Raw genomic sequence first — 13,705 nt, 5'->3', positions numbered from 1 at the left:
GGCGTTGCTCAGCGCAGGTCGCCGACCATCTTCAGCAACGTCTCAAGCACCGCTCCGGCCAGCGCCTTGGAGCGCTCACCCGACCAGCCGGTGCGCGGGTTCGGCGCATCGTCGTGGTCCTTGAACGGCATCTCCAGGGTCAGCGACAGACAGTCATGGGTCTGCCCCACGGCATTGCATGCCAGGGTCATGTTGGCCTGGCCTGGTTCGTCGCGGGTATAGCCATACTTCACCTGGAAGTCTGGGGTCAGGCTGCACAGGGTACTGCGGAACTGCTCTTCCAGCTTGGCGATGCGTGGCGTATAGCCGGGGTTGCCCTCGCAGGCCGCGGTGAACACATGGGGGATCTCCTCGTCTCCATGGGCATCGATGAACGCGTCCACGCCATGCAGCTTCATCTGGCTCTGGGCGAAGAACACCTCGGGGCTCAACTCGACGCTGGCGTCCTGCCAGGCGCGGTTGAGGTCCTTGCCCTTGAAGTTGGTGCGCAGGTGGCCGAGGAAGGCGCCATCCGGGTTCATGTTGGGGATCAGGTACAGGTCGGCCTTGGCCAGCAGTTGCTGGATGACCGAGGCGTTGGCTTCGAGGGCGTCGATCACACCTTCCATGAACCACTCGGCCATGTGCTCGCCCGGGTGCTGCTGGGCGATGAGCCACAGCTTGCGCTTGCCGGCCGCGCCGTTGCCTGCGCGCAGCAGCGGGATATCCCGACCTTGCACGCTGCGCCCGCTAGCCAGTAGCTCGACGCCGGGGATCTGCTTGGCGCGCTCGATCAGCTGGTTGTGGCGGACGCGGGGGTAGGGCTCGAAGTAGGCGAACCAGGCTTGTGGCTGTTCGGCCTTGAAGTCGAAGCTCAGGGCCTTGCCGTCGAACTGGCTGGGCACGCGGAACCAGGTCTGCTGGTCGTAGGAGGCCACGGCGTGGTAGCCGGTCCAGGCGTTCTTGTAGGAGGACTGGTGGGCGTTGTCCAGGCTGAAGCGATGGACCTGGCCCGGAGTCAGGCCGCTGGCCTTGAAATGGAACCACTGGAAGTGGTCGCTGTGACTGTCCTTGCGCATGTTCAGGTGGACGTGGGCAGGGTCGCTGGCGTCCAAGACCAGGATGTTGCCGGAGTCGAAATCGCAGTCGATGTGCAGCGGGGAGAGCGTCACGGTCATTGCCAGCCTCCTGTTGGCGTTGTTGTGACCGTACTCTACACCGCCTGGTGGCGCGGGTGCGCAGGTTAATTGACGCAGTCGTGGATAAGTCCGCGCCTGCGAATCAGGCCAGCAGCCCCAGTGCCACAAGCGCAGCAACACCAAGCCCGACGGCAATCGAACAGCCACCTAGCGAAAGCGCCGCGCGCCCTTGCCGGTACCAGCCGTCATGGCCCAATTGCCGCGCCGGGGCGAGCAGGCTGCGCCAGCGCAGTTCGGTTTCGTGGAAGGCGCGCAGGTGGTCGGGGTCGGCATCCAGCCAGCGGCGGAAGTCGATGCGTTCGCTGGCGGTCACCTGCGGGCTCTGCAGGCGCACGTACCATTGGCCGGCAATGCTGGCCAGCGCGTCGCCGGGCGCGCGGGCGGTCTGAAGGGCCTGGTTCATGTGGCGCTCGATGCTGATCAGTGGCAGGTCCAGGCGCTCGGCGATGGCAGCGAAGCCCTGTTGGTCTAGGCGGTTGAGCAGGAAGACTTGCTGGACCCGGCGCGGCAAGCGCTTGAGTGCATGCAGCAGCGCGTCTTCAGCGTGCAGTTCGGCAGGGCGCGGATCGTGCTCGAGGGGCAGCAGCAGACGGGTCATGGACAGCTCCTTGCTCATAAGGAAAGGGGTGGGGGCATCTTCCTTGATGCGGAGCCAGCTTAGGTTAAACGAGATTGATTCTCAAGTGCTGATTCCGCAAAGATTTGTAATGAGCATTCACGTGCTGACACACTTTTGCTATCATCGCGGCCATTAAACGATCTTCATTAGCCTGAAGAGCCAAAAAAAATGACCCGGCAAAAAGCCGGGTCAAAAACCGTGATTAGCCTGATGAGGAGATAATCTGAGCGTCCGACCTGAGGACGTTGCAGGTTATCCAGCGGGTCTCGCGACCTGCTGAGTGCAATAATAATCGTTATCATTTGCCAGTCAAATGATTTTTCAGCGATCGGCTAAAAAAATATTCCTGACGCACTCCTCATCCCCGGCAATCGGGGCTTTTGCCGTTCGTCGGCTATCACGTTCTCCCTTCAGCTCGATGCCTTTTCCGTGGCGTGGCACTGCTCCAGCAGGGCGCGGGCCATATTGATCATGTGCATCAGCGCAAACACCACTTCCCGCGTCGTGCCCTGCAGATGGTTGCCGGTTTCCTGTGCCGTGGCCGAGGCGCAGCGCAGCAGGGCCATGGCGTGCTCGCTGGCCTGGGCGTCGCTGACGCCTTCGCGCAGGGTCCACAGTGAACGCTCCAGGTCGCGGGGCGTGGGGGTGGGGTTGAGGTAGAAATCGAGGGCGCGGCGGGCTGCTTCTTCGTCGAGATCTGTTTCTTCTTTTGTCGAATTGCTCATGACTGCTCCTGTGAAATCCCTTCGAGGACAATGAGCGCTGATGTTAGGTCAATTTGTATTATTTTTGAGTTCTGAGATAATTCAGAATGTGTATTGATGCCGTTCATCCAGTCCGTATCGTTCACTGCCATGGAAAACTGGATCGAATTTCTGTCGCGCTATCAGCGCGAGCACAACCTCAAGCAGCACCAACTGGCCGAACGCCTGGGCATGACCCAAGGCGGTGTCGGCCATTGGCTGCGTGGCACGCGCAGGCCCACCCTGGTGACAGTCAACGAGAAGCTGGAAAAGCTCGGGCTGGTGTACCTCGAAGCGCGGGTGATGGTGGTCGAGCGTGACGTTACGGTTCGCGAGACCAGGGGAGCCTACGCCGTGGAGCGGCCGCTTTCGGTCAATGCCTTGCGCCATGCCAGTTTCCGCTTTCCAGTGCTGAGCTGGACCGACCTGGACGGGCCTTTGCCGCAATCCTGTGAAGTTCATGAGCTGACCGATTACATGCCTGCGGGCAATGCGTTCTGGTTGCCGGTCGAGAACGATTCGATGAATGCCGCCAGCGGCAGGAGCGTGCCGCTGGGCATGCGGGTGCTGGTGGATGCGGGGATCGAGGTGACGCCGGGCAGGCTGGTGGTGGCTCGGCAGCCCGGTAAGTCGGCGGTGCTGCGTGAGTTGATCGAGGAGGGCGGGCAGCGGATGCTCAGGCCGCTCAATACCTTGTATCCGACGGTGCTGTGCGAGGAAGGGTGCGAGTTCCTTGGTGTTGTGGTGCGGATGCACGGGGTGCTCTAGGTTCGCGCACAGACCGTGTTGGGGCTGCGAGGTGCCAGGCGGGAGCCTTGCAGCGCTCTTGAGATCGAGCGCCGCGTGGGCGGCGCTCGATCTCAGAGGCGAAACAACCCTTTCGACGAACACATTGCCGCCGTTACGCCTCCTCCAACTCCACCAACACTGTCCCCTCGCTGACCATATCCCCCTCCTGGCAGAACAGCGCCTTCACCGTCCCATCATGGGGCGCCCGGATGCTGTGCTCCATCTTCATCGCCTCAAGCACCACCAGCGCAGTACCGGCCTCCACAGCCTGCCCCGGCTCCACCAGCACCCGCACGATACTGCCGTTCATCGGCGCACCCAGCCCGCCCTGGTGGCTGTGGCTGGCCTCGGCCGCAGCGATCGGGTCATGAACGCTGACGGCATGCAGCTCACCCTGCCACTGCAGGTACAGCGTGCCACCCCGGCGCACCGCCAGGTGGCGATGGCGCAGACCATCCTGGTCATGACACAGCTGCTCCCCCTCCAGGCGATAAGTCGAAGGCGCGCTGCGCTCCAGTGCCACCGCCTGTTCATGCCCTTCACACTGCAAATGCAGGCTGCTGCGCGCCGGCAAGCCCAGGCGCAGGCCATCGCGGGCCGCCCACGGTGAAGCGCGGTCGTCCTGGCGCTTTAGTGCAGGCTCGCTTTGCAGCCACGCCTCGGCGGCAGCTTCCCAGAAATGGGCCGGCAAAGTCTGAGGCGCAGGCAGCAGCACATCCTGATGGCGCGGGATGAACCCGGTGTCCAGCTCCGCCTCGGCAAACGCTGGGTGCGCCAGGATGCGGCGCAGGAAGGCAATGTTGGTTTTCAGCCCGCCAATGGCGAACTCATCGAGCATCGCCAGCAGTCGCAGGCGCGCCTGTTCGCGGTCCTGGCCCCAGGCGATCAGCTTGCCCAGCATCGGGTCGTAGAACGGCGATACCACATCGCCCTCGCTGACGCCGCTGTCCACCCGGCGGCCTTCGCCCGGCGCCGACTCGCGGTACAGCGCCAGGGTGCCGGTGGCCGGGAGGAATTCGTTGGCCGGATCCTCCGCGTATAGCCGTACCTCGATGGCGTGGCCGATCAGCGGCACCTGCTCTTGAGTCAAAGGCAGCGGCTCGCCGCAGGCCACGCGGATCTGCCAGGCCACCAGGTCGAGCCCGGTGATGGCCTCTGTGACCGGATGCTCCACCTGCAGGCGGGTGTTCATTTCCATGAAGAAGAACTCGCCACGGGCATCGAGCAGGAACTCGACAGTGCCGGCCCCCACGTAGCCGATGGCCTGGGCGGCGCGCACCGCGGCCTCGCCCATGGCCTTGCGCAGCTCGGGGGAGAGGCCCGGTGCCGGGGCTTCCTCGACCACCTTCTGGTGGCGACGCTGGATCGAGCAGTCGCGCTCGTTGAGGTACAGGCAGTGGCCGTGCTGGTCGGCGAACACCTGGATCTCCACGTGGCGCGGCTTGAGCACGTACTTCTCGACCAGCATGCGCGCATCGCCGAACGAAGACTGCGCTTCACGTTGCGCCGAGGCCAGGGCGTCGGCCAGCTGGCTTTCCTCCTCGACCACCTTCATGCCCTTGCCGCCGCCCCCGGCGCTGGCCTTGAGCAGCACCGGGTAACCGATGCGCTCGGCGGCGGCGCGGAAGGTCTCCAGGTCTTGGGCCTGGCCGTGGTAGCCCGGCACCAGCGGCACGCCGGCGGCCTCCATCAGCGCCTTGGCCGCCGACTTGCTGCCCATCGCATCGATGGCGCTGGCCGGTGGGCCAAGGAAGATCAGCCCGGCCTGTTCGATGGCGCGGGCAAAACCGGCATTCTCCGAGAGGAAGCCATAGCCTGGGTGGATGGCTTGGGCGCCGCTGGCCTTGGCGGCGGCGAGCAGCTTGTCGATCACCAGGTAGCTGTCGGCGGCCTTGCTGCCACCGAGGTCGACCCGGATGTCGGCCTCGCGGCTGTGCCGCGCGTCGCGGTCGGTGGCGCTGTGCAGGGCCACGGTGGTCAGGCCCATGGCCTTGGCGGTGCGCATCACCCGGCAGGCGATTTCGCCGCGGTTGGCGACCAGCAGGGTGGTCAGCGTGGGTCGGCTCATGGGCGCGGTTCCTTGTTGTCTTGCCAGGCAGGGCGACGTTTTTCCAGGAAGGCGCGCAGGCCCTCCTGGCCTTCGGCGCTGACGCGGATGCGGGCGATGGTGTTCTCGCAGTAGCGGCGCAGGGCCGGGCTCAGCTCACCGTCATCCACTTCGCGCAGCAGGTCCTTGGTGGCGCGCAGCGCCTGCGGGCTGTTCTGCAGCAGGTTGTCGACCCAGGCCTCGACCTGGGCGTCCAGTTCGGCGGCCGGGTACACCTCGGCCAGCAGGCCCAGGTCGCGGGCGCGCACGCCGCTGAAGCGCTCGGCGGTGAGGGCGTAGCGGCGGGCGGCGCGCTCGCCGATGGCCTTGACCACGAACGGGCTGATCACCGCCGGAGCCAGGCCGATGCGCACCTCCGACAGGCACAGTTGGGCGTCCTCGGCGCCGATGGCCATGTCGCAGCAACTGATCAGCCCCAGCGCGCCGCCGAAGGCCGCGCCTTGCACCACGGCCAGGGTCGGCGCCTTGAGCCGGTGCAGGGCGTACATCAGCTCGCCCAGCTCATGGGCGTCGTCCAGGTTGGTGTTGAAGTCCAGTTGCGCCGACTGCTGCATCCACGCCAGGTCGGCGCCGGCGCTGAAGTGCCGGCCACGGCCGCGCAGCACCACGAAGCGCAGGCCGCTATCCTCGCCCAGCTGGTCGAGGGCGACGATCAGTTCGCGGATCATCTGCGCGTTGAAGGCGTTGTTCTTGTCTTCCCGGCTCAGCCACAGGGTGGCGAAACCGCGAGGGTCCTTGACCAGTTCAAGGGTGGCGAATTCGCTCATGGGTCACATCCGGAATATGCCGAAGCGGCTCTGTTCGATCGGGGCGTTCAGCGCGGCGGACAGCGCCAGGCCGAGCACGTCGCGGGTCTGCGCCGGGTCGATGACACCGTCGTCCCACAGTCGGGCGCTTGAGTAGTAGGGGTGGCCCTGGCGCTCATACTGGTCGAGGATCGGCTGCTTGAGCTTCTTCTCGTCATCGGCGCTGAACACCTCGCCGCTGCGCTCGCTCTGCTCGCGCTTGACCTGGGCCAGCACGCCGGCCGCCTGTTCGGCGCCCATCACGCCGATGCGGGCGTTGGGCCACATCCACAGGAAGCGCGGGTCGTAGGCGCGGCCGCACATGCCGTAGTTGCCGGCGCCGAAGCTGCCGCCGATGATCACCGTGAACTTCGGTACCTGGGCGCAGGCCACTGCCGTCACCAGCTTGGCGCCGTGCTTGGCGATGCCGCCTTCCTCGTATTTTTTCCCAACCATGAAACCGGTGATGTTCTGCAGGAACAGCAGCGGGATGCCGCGCTGGCAGGCCAGTTCGATGAAGTGCGCGCCTTTTTGCGCGGCCTCGGCGAAGAGGATGCCGTTGTTGGCCAGGATCGCCACCGGGTAGCCGTGCAGGTGGGCGAAGCCGCACACCAGGGTGGTGCCGAACAGCGCCTTGAACTCATCGAACACCGAACCGTCGACCAGCCGCGCAATCACCTCGCGCACATCGAACGGCTGCTTGGCGTCGGCGGGGACCACGCCGTACAGCTCTTCGGCGTTGTACAGCGGCGCGATCGGTGCCTGGCATTGCAGCTTGCCCTGCTTGTGCCAGTTGAGATTGGCGACGCTGCGCCGGGCGATGGCCAGGGCGTGCTCGTCGTTGTCGGCATAGTGGTCGGCCACGCCGCTGGTGCGGCAGTGCACGTCGGCGCCGCCGAGGTCCTCGGCACTGACTACCTCGCCGGTCGCGGCTTTTACCAAAGGGGGGCCGGCGAGGAAGATGGTCGCCTGCTGGCGCACCATGATCGCTTCGTCGGCCATGGCTGGCACGTAGGCGCCACCGGCGGTGCACGAGCCCATCACCACGGCGATCTGCGGTATCCCCAGGGCGCTCATGTTGGCCTGGTTGAAGAAGATCCGCCCGAAGTGCTCGCGGTCGGGGAACACCTCGTCCTGGCGTGGCAGGTTGGCGCCGCCGGAGTCCACCAGGTAGATGCATGGCAGGCGGTTCTGCAGGGCGATGGTCTGGGCGCGCAGGTGCTTCTTCACCGTCAGCGGGTAGTAGGAGCCGCCTTTGACCGTGGCGTCGTTGGCCACGATCATGCACTCCACGCCTTCGACGCGGCCGATGCCGGCGATCACGCCCGCAGCCGGCACGTCTTCGCCGTACACCTCATGGGCGGCCAGCTGGCCGATCTCGAGGAACGCCGAGCCCGGGTCGAGCAGGCGGTCGATGCGTTCGCGAGGCAGCAGCTTGCCTCGCGAGGTATGTCGCTCCTGGGCCTTCGGCCCGCCGCCCTGACTGACCTGGGCGAGCAGGCCGCGCAGGGCCTGGACCTGTTCGAGCATGGCCGCGCTGTTGGCGGCGAACTCCGCCGAGCGCGGGTTGATCTGGGTATGCAGGGTAGCCATGTGCGCCCGTTCCTTGTGCTCAGCGGGTTTCGTTGAACAGTTCGCGGCCGATCAGCATCCGGCGGATTTCGCTGGTGCCGGCGCCAATCTCGTACAGCTTGGCGTCGCGCAACAGGCGGCCAGCCGGGAATTCATTGATGTAGCCGTTGCCGCCGAGGATCTGGATCGCTTCCAGGGCCATCTGCGTGGCGCGTTCGGCGGTGTAGAGGATGACCCCGGCGGCGTCCTTGCGGGTGGTCTCGGCGCGGTCGCAGGCCTGGGCCACGGCGTACAGGTAGGCGCGGCTGGCGTTGAGTTGGGTGTACATGTCGGCGATCTTGCCCTGGATCAGCTGGAACTCGCCGATGCTCTGGCCGAACTGCTTGCGGTCGTGGATGTACGGCACCACCAGGTCCATGCAGCTCTGCATGATGCCGGTCGGGCCGCCGGACAGCACCACGCGCTCGTAGTCCAGGCCGCTCATCAGCACGCGCACGCCGCCGTTGAGCTGGCCGAGGATGTTTTCTTCCGGCACTTCGACGCCGTCGAAGAACAGCTCGCAGGTGTTGGAGCCGCGCATGCCGAGCTTGTCGAACTTGTTGCTGCGGCTGAAGCCTTTCCAGTCGCGCTCGACGATGAACGCGGTGATGCCGTGGGGGCCCTTGTCCAGGTCGGTCTTGGCGTAGATCACGTAGGTGTTGGCGTCGGGGCCGTTGGTGATCCAGGTCTTGCTGCCGTTGAGCACGTAGCGGTCGCCGCGTTTTTCGGCGCGCAGTTTCATCGACACCACGTCGGAGCCGGCGTTGGGCTCGCTCATGGCCAGGGCGCCGATGTGCTCGCCGCTGATCAGCTTGGGCAGGTACTTGAGCTTCTGCTCGTGGCTGCCGTTGCGGTTGATCTGGTTGACGCACAGGTTGGAGTGGGCGCCGTAGGACAGGGCCACTGACGCCGAGCCCCGGCTGATCTCTTCCATCGATACCACGTGGGCCAGGTAGCCCAGGCCGGCGCCGCCGTATTCTTCGGGCACGGTGATGCCCAGCAGGCCCATGTCGCCGAACTTGCGCCACATGTCGGCGGGGAACAGGTTGTCGTGGTCGATCTGCGCGGCGCGCGGCGCCAGCTCGGCGGCAACGAAGGTGCGCACCTGGTCGCGGAGCATGTCGATGGTCTCGCCCAGGGCGAAGTTCAGGCTGGGGTAATGCATGTGGGCACCTTCTTGTTCTTGAAATTTGGGTACCACGGCGACCTTGCGGAAACGGGGTTGTGGGAGCGGGCTTGCCCCGCGATGCCCGTCAGAACGGCCAGCTGTGTTGCCTGGTCCGGCCTCATCGCGGGGCAAGCCCGCTCCCACAACCGCGCTCCCGTCCGGTCGTCGTGATGCGTGGTTGACGTTAACGTAAACCTGCCTTCCGGGGCTGTCAATCGGATCATCACCTTTACGTAAACGTAAATCTGCGCCAGAGTATTCGCCGCCTGCTTCAGTCATGCCCAGAACAACCACAAGAAGGGATCACCATGCCTCAACCAAGCTATACCCGCGGCCGTCAAGACCACCCCTTGCTGACCCTGACCATCGGCCAGGCCTTCGATGCCACCGTCGCCCGCCACGGCGAGCGCGAGGCGCTGGTGGTGCGCCACCAGGGGCTGCGCTACAGCTGGCGCGAGCTCGACGCCGAGGTCGATGTGCAGGCTCAGGCCTTGATGGCGCTGGGGGTGGAGGTGGGCGAGCGGGTTGGCATCTGGGCGCCCAACTGCGCCCAGTGGTGCATCCTGCAACTGGCCACGGCCAAGGTCGGCGCGATCCTGGTCAACATCAACCCGGCCTACCGGGTGGGCGAGCTGGAGTACGTGCTGCGCCAGTCCGGCTGCCGCTGGCTGGTGTGCGCCGATGCCTTCAAGACTTCCGACTACCACGCGATGGTGCAGGAACTGGTGCCGGAGCTGGCGACCCACGCATTGGGCGAACTGGCCAGCGAACGCCTGCCCGACCTGCGTGGCGTGATCAGCCTGGCCGCCGAGCCGCCCTCGGGTTTCCTGCCCTGGGCCGCGCTGGCCGGGCGGGCAGGGGCGGTCGAGGTTGAGACCTACCAGGCGCGGCAACAGGGCCTGCAGTTCGACCAGCCAGTGAACATCCAGTACACCTCCGGCACCACCGGCGCGCCCAAGGGCGCGACCCTGAGCCACTACAACATCCTCAACAACGGCTACATGGTCGGCCAGAGCCTGGGCCTGAGCGAGCGCGACCGCATGGTGATCCCGGTGCCGCTGTACCACTGCTTCGGCATGGTCATGGCCAACCTCGGCTGCATCACCCACGGCAGCACCATGGTCTACCCCAATGACGCCTTCGACGCCGAGCTCACCCTGCGCGCCGTGGCCGAGGAGCGCGCCAGCATCCTGTATGGCGTGCCGACCATGTTCATCGCCATGCTCGACCACCCCGCACGCACGCAACTGGACCTGTCCACCCTGCGCAGCGGCATCATGGCCGGCGCCACCTGCCCGATCGAGGTGATGCGCAAGGTGATCGACCAGTTGCACATGGCCGAGGTGCAGATCGCCTACGGCATGACCGAGACCAGCCCGGTGTCGCTGCAGACCGGTCCCGACGATGGCCTGGAGCTGCGCGTGACCACCGTGGGCCGTACCCATCCGCACCTGGAGACCAAGCTGGTGGACGCCGACGGGCGCATCGTCGCACAGGGTGAGATCGGCGAGCTGTGCACTCGTGGTTACAGCGTGATGCTTGGTTACTGGGACAACCTGCAGGCCACCCATGACGCCATCGACCCGGCCGGCTGGATGCACAGCGGCGACCTGGCGGTGATGGACGACGAGGGTTATGTACGCATTGTCGGGCGCAACAAGGACATGATCATTCGCGGCGGCGAGAACATCTATCCGCGCGAGCTGGAGGAGTTCTTCCATACCCATCCGGCCGTGGCCGAGGCGCAGGTGGTGGGGATTCCGTGCAGCAAGTACGGCGAGGAGGTGGTGGCGTGGATTCGCCTGCACCCTGGGCACCATGCCACGGCCGAGGAATTGCAGCAGTGGTGCAAGGCGCGATTGGCGCATTTCAAGACACCGCGGCATTTCCGCTTCGTCGAAGAGTTTCCGATGACGGTGACGGGGAAGGTGCAGAAGTTTCGCATGCGCGAGATCAGTGTGGAGGAGCTGGGGGGTTAGCCATGGTCGTGTAGACCAGCTCGACCAGTTCGGCGAAGGTGGTGTAGGTACGCAGGGGCTCGGCGATGAAGATGCCGAAGGTTTCCTCCATGATCGCCTGCAGCTCCATCAGGTCGAAGCTGTCGGCGCCCAGCTCGTCCAGGGAGATGTCGGGGCGGATCTGGTGCAGGCTCTGCTCCAGGAAGCTTGCGAGGATCCATTGCAGGTGGAAGGCGATGTAGAGGCGTGAGTGCATGCCGGAAGGATCGTCAGAGAGTGAGGCTTCTCTGTACGTGGCTTTGCGGGCAGGTGCTACTGGTAGAAATGCCAGGTGCGGTTGAGCCAGGTTTTGTGCTGTGAATGCCGGCCCCGCGACGAGGCCGGCCAAGGCGTTCAGATTTGCGCAGCCTTGTCTATCCTCAAGCTTTCACCGGCGGCTCCTGGCTTGGCGGGTCGCCCACGGTCGGCGGCACGGTCGGCTTGATCGGCAGCTCGTCCGGGTCCTCCTCGGGCACTGGCGGCGGCAAGGTCGGGTCGTCGATGTTCGGGTCGGGTGTCTCCGGTGGAATGGGAATGTTCATGGGCCTGGCCTCGCGGGATGAATGAAGAGGTGTCGCAGGCTTTGACCCAAGCCTGCGCCCTGCGCTCATTTTTTTTGAACCCTCGCGCTTGCGCACGGCTCTGAACCCTTACCGCCACCAGCCCAGGGGAGCAAGGTCGATGTCTGGTAACGAGCCGTTCGAAAGCGTGCCGATGGCAGGTGATCACCCGGACCAGGCCATCAGCCTGTCCCAGGCCCTGCTGGCGCCGCGCATCGTGATCGAGGACGCAAGCCCGGTGCTCGACGGCGGCACCTTCGCCGCCAAGGCCGTGCGCGGTCACACGGTCGAAGTGGGCGCCAAGGTCTACACCGACGGTCATGACCGCCTGGCCGTGACCCTGCACTGGCGCCAGGCCCACAGCCGGCGCTGGCACTGCGTGGCCATGCATTCGCCGGGCAACGACCTGTGGCTGGCCGAATTCACACCTGCCGAGCTGGGCCTCCATCTGTTCAGCATCGAGGCCTGGATCGACCCGTGGGCCACCTATTGCCACGACCTGGAGAAGAAGTACGCCGCCGGCGTGGAGGTGAAGCTGGAGCTGGAGGAGGGCCGCCTGCTGCTGGGCAAGGGCATCGAACGCAGCGACGGACTGCTGCGCGAGCAACTGGCGCAGCTGCAGCAGCGCTTGCCGGGATTGCCGGTGGAAGAACAGGTGAAGACGTTGCTGCACCCTGAGGCCGCCCGTTTGATGGGGGAGGCCGAGCACCGCAGCTACCTCACCCGCAGCCGCGAATTCCCGCTGGACGTGGACCGCGAGGCGGCCCAGTTTGCCAGCTGGTATGAGCTGTTCCCGCGCTCGGTCACCGACGACCCCGAACGCCACGGCACCTTCGATGACGTGCACCAGCGCCTGCCGATGATCCGCGACATGGGCTTCGACGTGCTGTACTTCCCGCCGATCCACCCCATCGGCATGAAGCACCGCAAAGGCCGCAACAACGCCTTGCAGGCCGAGCCCGGCGACCCCGGCAGCCCTTATGCCATCGGCAGCCCCGAAGGCGGGCACGACGCCATCCACCCGCAGCTGGGCAGCCGCGAGGACTTCCGCCGACTGGTCGCCGCCGCCGCCGAGCATGGCCTGGAGATCGCCCTGGACTTCGCCATCCAGTGCTCCCAGGACCACCCCTGGCTGCAGGAGCACCCCGGCTGGTTCAGCTGGCGCCCCGACGGCAGTATCCGCTACGCGGAAAACCCGCCGAAGAAATACCAGGACATCGTCAACGTCGACTTCTACGCCCCCGAGGCGGTGCCGAGCCTGTGGCTGGCGCTGCGCGACGTGGTGGTCGGCTGGGTCGAGGAGGGGGTGAAGACCTTCCGCGTCGATAACCCGCACACCAAGCCGCTGCCGTTCTGGCAATGGCTGATCGGCAATGTGCGCAGCCAGCACCCCGAGGTGATCTTCCTCGCCGAAGCGTTCACCCGCCCGGCGATGATGGCGCGCCTGGGCAAGGTCGGCTACGCGCAGAGCTACACGTACTTCACCTGGCGCAACAGCAAGCAGGAGCTGCGCGAATACTTCGAGGAGCTCAATCAGCCGCCGTGGAGCCAGTGCTACCGGCCGAATTTCTTCGTCAACACCCCGGACATCAACCCCTTTTTCCTGCAGACCTCCGGGCGGGCGGGCTTTCTCATTCGTGCGGCGCTGGCAACCATGGGTTCGGGATTGTGGGGCATGTACTCGGGCTTCGAACTGTGCGAGGGCACGCCGCTGCCGGGCAAGGAGGAGTACCTGGACTCGGAGAAGTACGAGATCCGCCCCCGGGACTTCACCCAGCCCGGCAACATCGTTGCCGAGATCGCCCAGCTCAACCGCATCCGCCGACAGAACCGCGCCCTGCAGACTCACCTGGGGGTGGTGTTCCTCAACTGCTGGAACGACAACATTCTCTACTTCGCCAAGCGCACCCCCGAGCGCGACAACTTCATCCTCGTGGCCATCAGCCTCGACCCGCACAACGCCCAGGAGGCCAGCTTCGAATTGCCGCTATGGGAGCTGGGGCTGGACGACAGCGCCGATACGCAAGGCGAGGACCTGATGAACGGCCAGCGCTGGACCTGGCATGGCAAGACCCAGTGGATGCGCATCGAGCCGTGGCACCAGCCGTTCGGTATCTGGCGCATCGAGAAATCGCGCTAGCCCCGCGA

The 13,705-nt window shown here is 65.6% G+C and carries 12 protein-coding genes; 3 read left to right on the top strand and 9 right to left on the bottom strand.

Annotated features, from left to right (window positions below; all coding sequences use genetic code 11):
* Window positions 1-8: 8 nt before the first annotated feature.
* The 3 genes from AC3WL2_RS00590 to AC3WL2_RS00580 form a co-directional block, all read right to left on the bottom strand.
* Entirely contained in the window at window positions 9-1,157 is a 1,149-nt protein-coding gene (locus AC3WL2_RS00590; protein ID WP_102684537.1) for a M14 family metallopeptidase, read from the bottom strand.
* 103 nt (window positions 1,158-1,260) lie between these two features.
* Complete coding sequence (locus AC3WL2_RS00585; protein ID WP_102684542.1) at window positions 1,261-1,776, bottom strand: DUF4880 domain-containing protein; 516 nt, start codon at window positions 1,774-1,776, stop codon at window positions 1,261-1,263.
* 431 nt (window positions 1,777-2,207) lie between these two features.
* Window positions 2,208-2,522, bottom strand: a complete 315-nt coding sequence (locus AC3WL2_RS00580; RefSeq protein ID WP_102690657.1) for a DUF6124 family protein — start codon at window positions 2,520-2,522, stop codon at window positions 2,208-2,210.
* 129 nt (window positions 2,523-2,651) lie between these two features.
* Here AC3WL2_RS00580 and AC3WL2_RS00575 point away from each other — a divergent pair, with 129 nt between their 5' ends.
* Window positions 2,652-3,308 carry a LexA family protein gene (locus tag AC3WL2_RS00575; RefSeq protein ID WP_102684462.1) on the top strand — a complete coding sequence of 219 codons (657 nt, stop codon included), beginning with the start codon at window positions 2,652-2,654 and terminating at the stop codon, window positions 3,306-3,308.
* A 133-nt stretch (window positions 3,309-3,441) separates the two neighbouring features.
* Here AC3WL2_RS00575 and AC3WL2_RS00570 read toward each other — a convergent pair whose 3' ends face one another.
* The 4 genes from AC3WL2_RS00570 to AC3WL2_RS00555 are packed head-to-tail and all read right to left on the bottom strand — an operon-like array spanning window position 3,442 to window position 8,997.
* Window positions 3,442-5,397, bottom strand: a complete 1,956-nt coding sequence (locus tag AC3WL2_RS00570; RefSeq protein WP_102684459.1) for an acetyl/propionyl/methylcrotonyl-CoA carboxylase subunit alpha — start codon at window positions 5,395-5,397, stop codon at window positions 3,442-3,444.
* A complete protein-coding gene (locus AC3WL2_RS00565; RefSeq protein ID WP_102684458.1) occupies window positions 5,394-6,203 on the bottom strand; it encodes a gamma-carboxygeranoyl-CoA hydratase in 810 nt (269 codons plus the stop codon). Before AC3WL2_RS00565 ends, AC3WL2_RS00570 begins: the two co-directional genes overlap by 4 nt.
* 3 nt (window positions 6,204-6,206) lie before the next feature.
* Window positions 6,207-7,814: a carboxyl transferase domain-containing protein gene (locus tag AC3WL2_RS00560; protein WP_102684457.1), complete on the bottom strand. Its 1,608-nt coding sequence runs from the start codon at window positions 7,812-7,814 to the stop codon at window positions 6,207-6,209.
* 19 nt (window positions 7,815-7,833) lie between these two features.
* Complete coding sequence (locus AC3WL2_RS00555; protein ID WP_102684456.1) at window positions 7,834-8,997, bottom strand: isovaleryl-CoA dehydrogenase; 1,164 nt, start codon at window positions 8,995-8,997, stop codon at window positions 7,834-7,836.
* A 311-nt stretch (window positions 8,998-9,308) separates the two neighbouring features.
* Between AC3WL2_RS00555 and AC3WL2_RS00550 the strand changes: the two genes are divergently transcribed.
* Window positions 9,309-10,979 carry an AMP-binding protein gene (locus AC3WL2_RS00550; protein ID WP_102684455.1) on the top strand — a complete coding sequence of 557 codons (1,671 nt, stop codon included), beginning with the start codon at window positions 9,309-9,311 and terminating at the stop codon, window positions 10,977-10,979.
* Here AC3WL2_RS00550 and AC3WL2_RS00545 read toward each other — a convergent pair.
* Window positions 10,954-11,214, bottom strand: coding sequence for an acyl carrier protein (locus AC3WL2_RS00545; RefSeq protein WP_102684454.1), 261 nt, complete (start codon window positions 11,212-11,214; stop codon window positions 10,954-10,956). The two genes, AC3WL2_RS00550 and AC3WL2_RS00545, sit on opposite strands and share 26 nt — an antisense overlap.
* Before the next feature lie 163 nt (window positions 11,215-11,377).
* Window positions 11,378-11,539: a hypothetical protein gene (locus tag AC3WL2_RS00540; protein ID WP_167388392.1), complete on the bottom strand. Its 162-nt coding sequence runs from the start codon at window positions 11,537-11,539 to the stop codon at window positions 11,378-11,380.
* Between the two features lie 139 nt (window positions 11,540-11,678).
* Here AC3WL2_RS00540 and AC3WL2_RS00535 point away from each other — a divergent pair, with 139 nt between their 5' ends.
* Window positions 11,679-13,697 (top strand): alpha-1,4-glucan--maltose-1-phosphate maltosyltransferase, encoded by a 2,019-nt coding sequence (locus AC3WL2_RS00535; RefSeq protein ID WP_102684453.1) that lies wholly within the window; start codon window positions 11,679-11,681, stop codon window positions 13,695-13,697.
* The last annotated feature ends 8 nt before the right edge of the window (window positions 13,698-13,705 follow it).

The sequence above is a fragment of the Pseudomonas sp. FW305-96 genome, from assembly GCF_058783825.1.
Note: the sequence above shows the minus strand (reverse complement) of the source record. Positions and strands in the feature narration are given on the sequence as shown.

Excerpts from the sequence above, each read along its gene's own strand:
- AC3WL2_RS00565 (WP_102684458.1), bottom strand. The coding sequence starts at position 6,203 with ATGAGCGAATTCGCCACCCTTGAACTGGTCAAGGACCCTCGCGGTTTC.
- AC3WL2_RS00560 (WP_102684457.1), bottom strand. The coding sequence starts at position 7,814 with ATGGCTACCCTGCATACCCAGATCAACCCGCGCTCGGCGGAGTTCGCC.
- AC3WL2_RS00550 (WP_102684455.1), top strand. The coding sequence starts at position 9,309 with ATGCCTCAACCAAGCTATACCCGCGGCCGTCAAGACCACCCCTTGCTG.
- AC3WL2_RS00585 (WP_102684542.1), bottom strand. The coding sequence starts at position 1,776 with ATGACCCGTCTGCTGCTGCCCCTCGAGCACGATCCGCGCCCTGCCGAA.
- AC3WL2_RS00570 (WP_102684459.1), bottom strand. The coding sequence starts at position 5,397 with ATGAGCCGACCCACGCTGACCACCCTGCTGGTCGCCAACCGCGGCGAA.
- AC3WL2_RS00575 (WP_102684462.1), top strand. The coding sequence starts at position 2,652 with ATGGAAAACTGGATCGAATTTCTGTCGCGCTATCAGCGCGAGCACAAC.
- AC3WL2_RS00535 (WP_102684453.1), top strand. The coding sequence starts at position 11,679 with ATGTCTGGTAACGAGCCGTTCGAAAGCGTGCCGATGGCAGGTGATCAC.
- AC3WL2_RS00555 (WP_102684456.1), bottom strand. The coding sequence starts at position 8,997 with ATGCATTACCCCAGCCTGAACTTCGCCCTGGGCGAGACCATCGACATG.
- AC3WL2_RS00540 (WP_167388392.1), bottom strand. The coding sequence starts at position 11,539 with ATGAACATTCCCATTCCACCGGAGACACCCGACCCGAACATCGACGAC.
- AC3WL2_RS00580 (WP_102690657.1), bottom strand. The coding sequence starts at position 2,522 with ATGAGCAATTCGACAAAAGAAGAAACAGATCTCGACGAAGAAGCAGCC.
- AC3WL2_RS00590 (WP_102684537.1), bottom strand. The coding sequence starts at position 1,157 with ATGACCGTGACGCTCTCCCCGCTGCACATCGACTGCGATTTCGACTCC.
- AC3WL2_RS00545 (WP_102684454.1), bottom strand. The coding sequence starts at position 11,214 with ATGCACTCACGCCTCTACATCGCCTTCCACCTGCAATGGATCCTCGCA.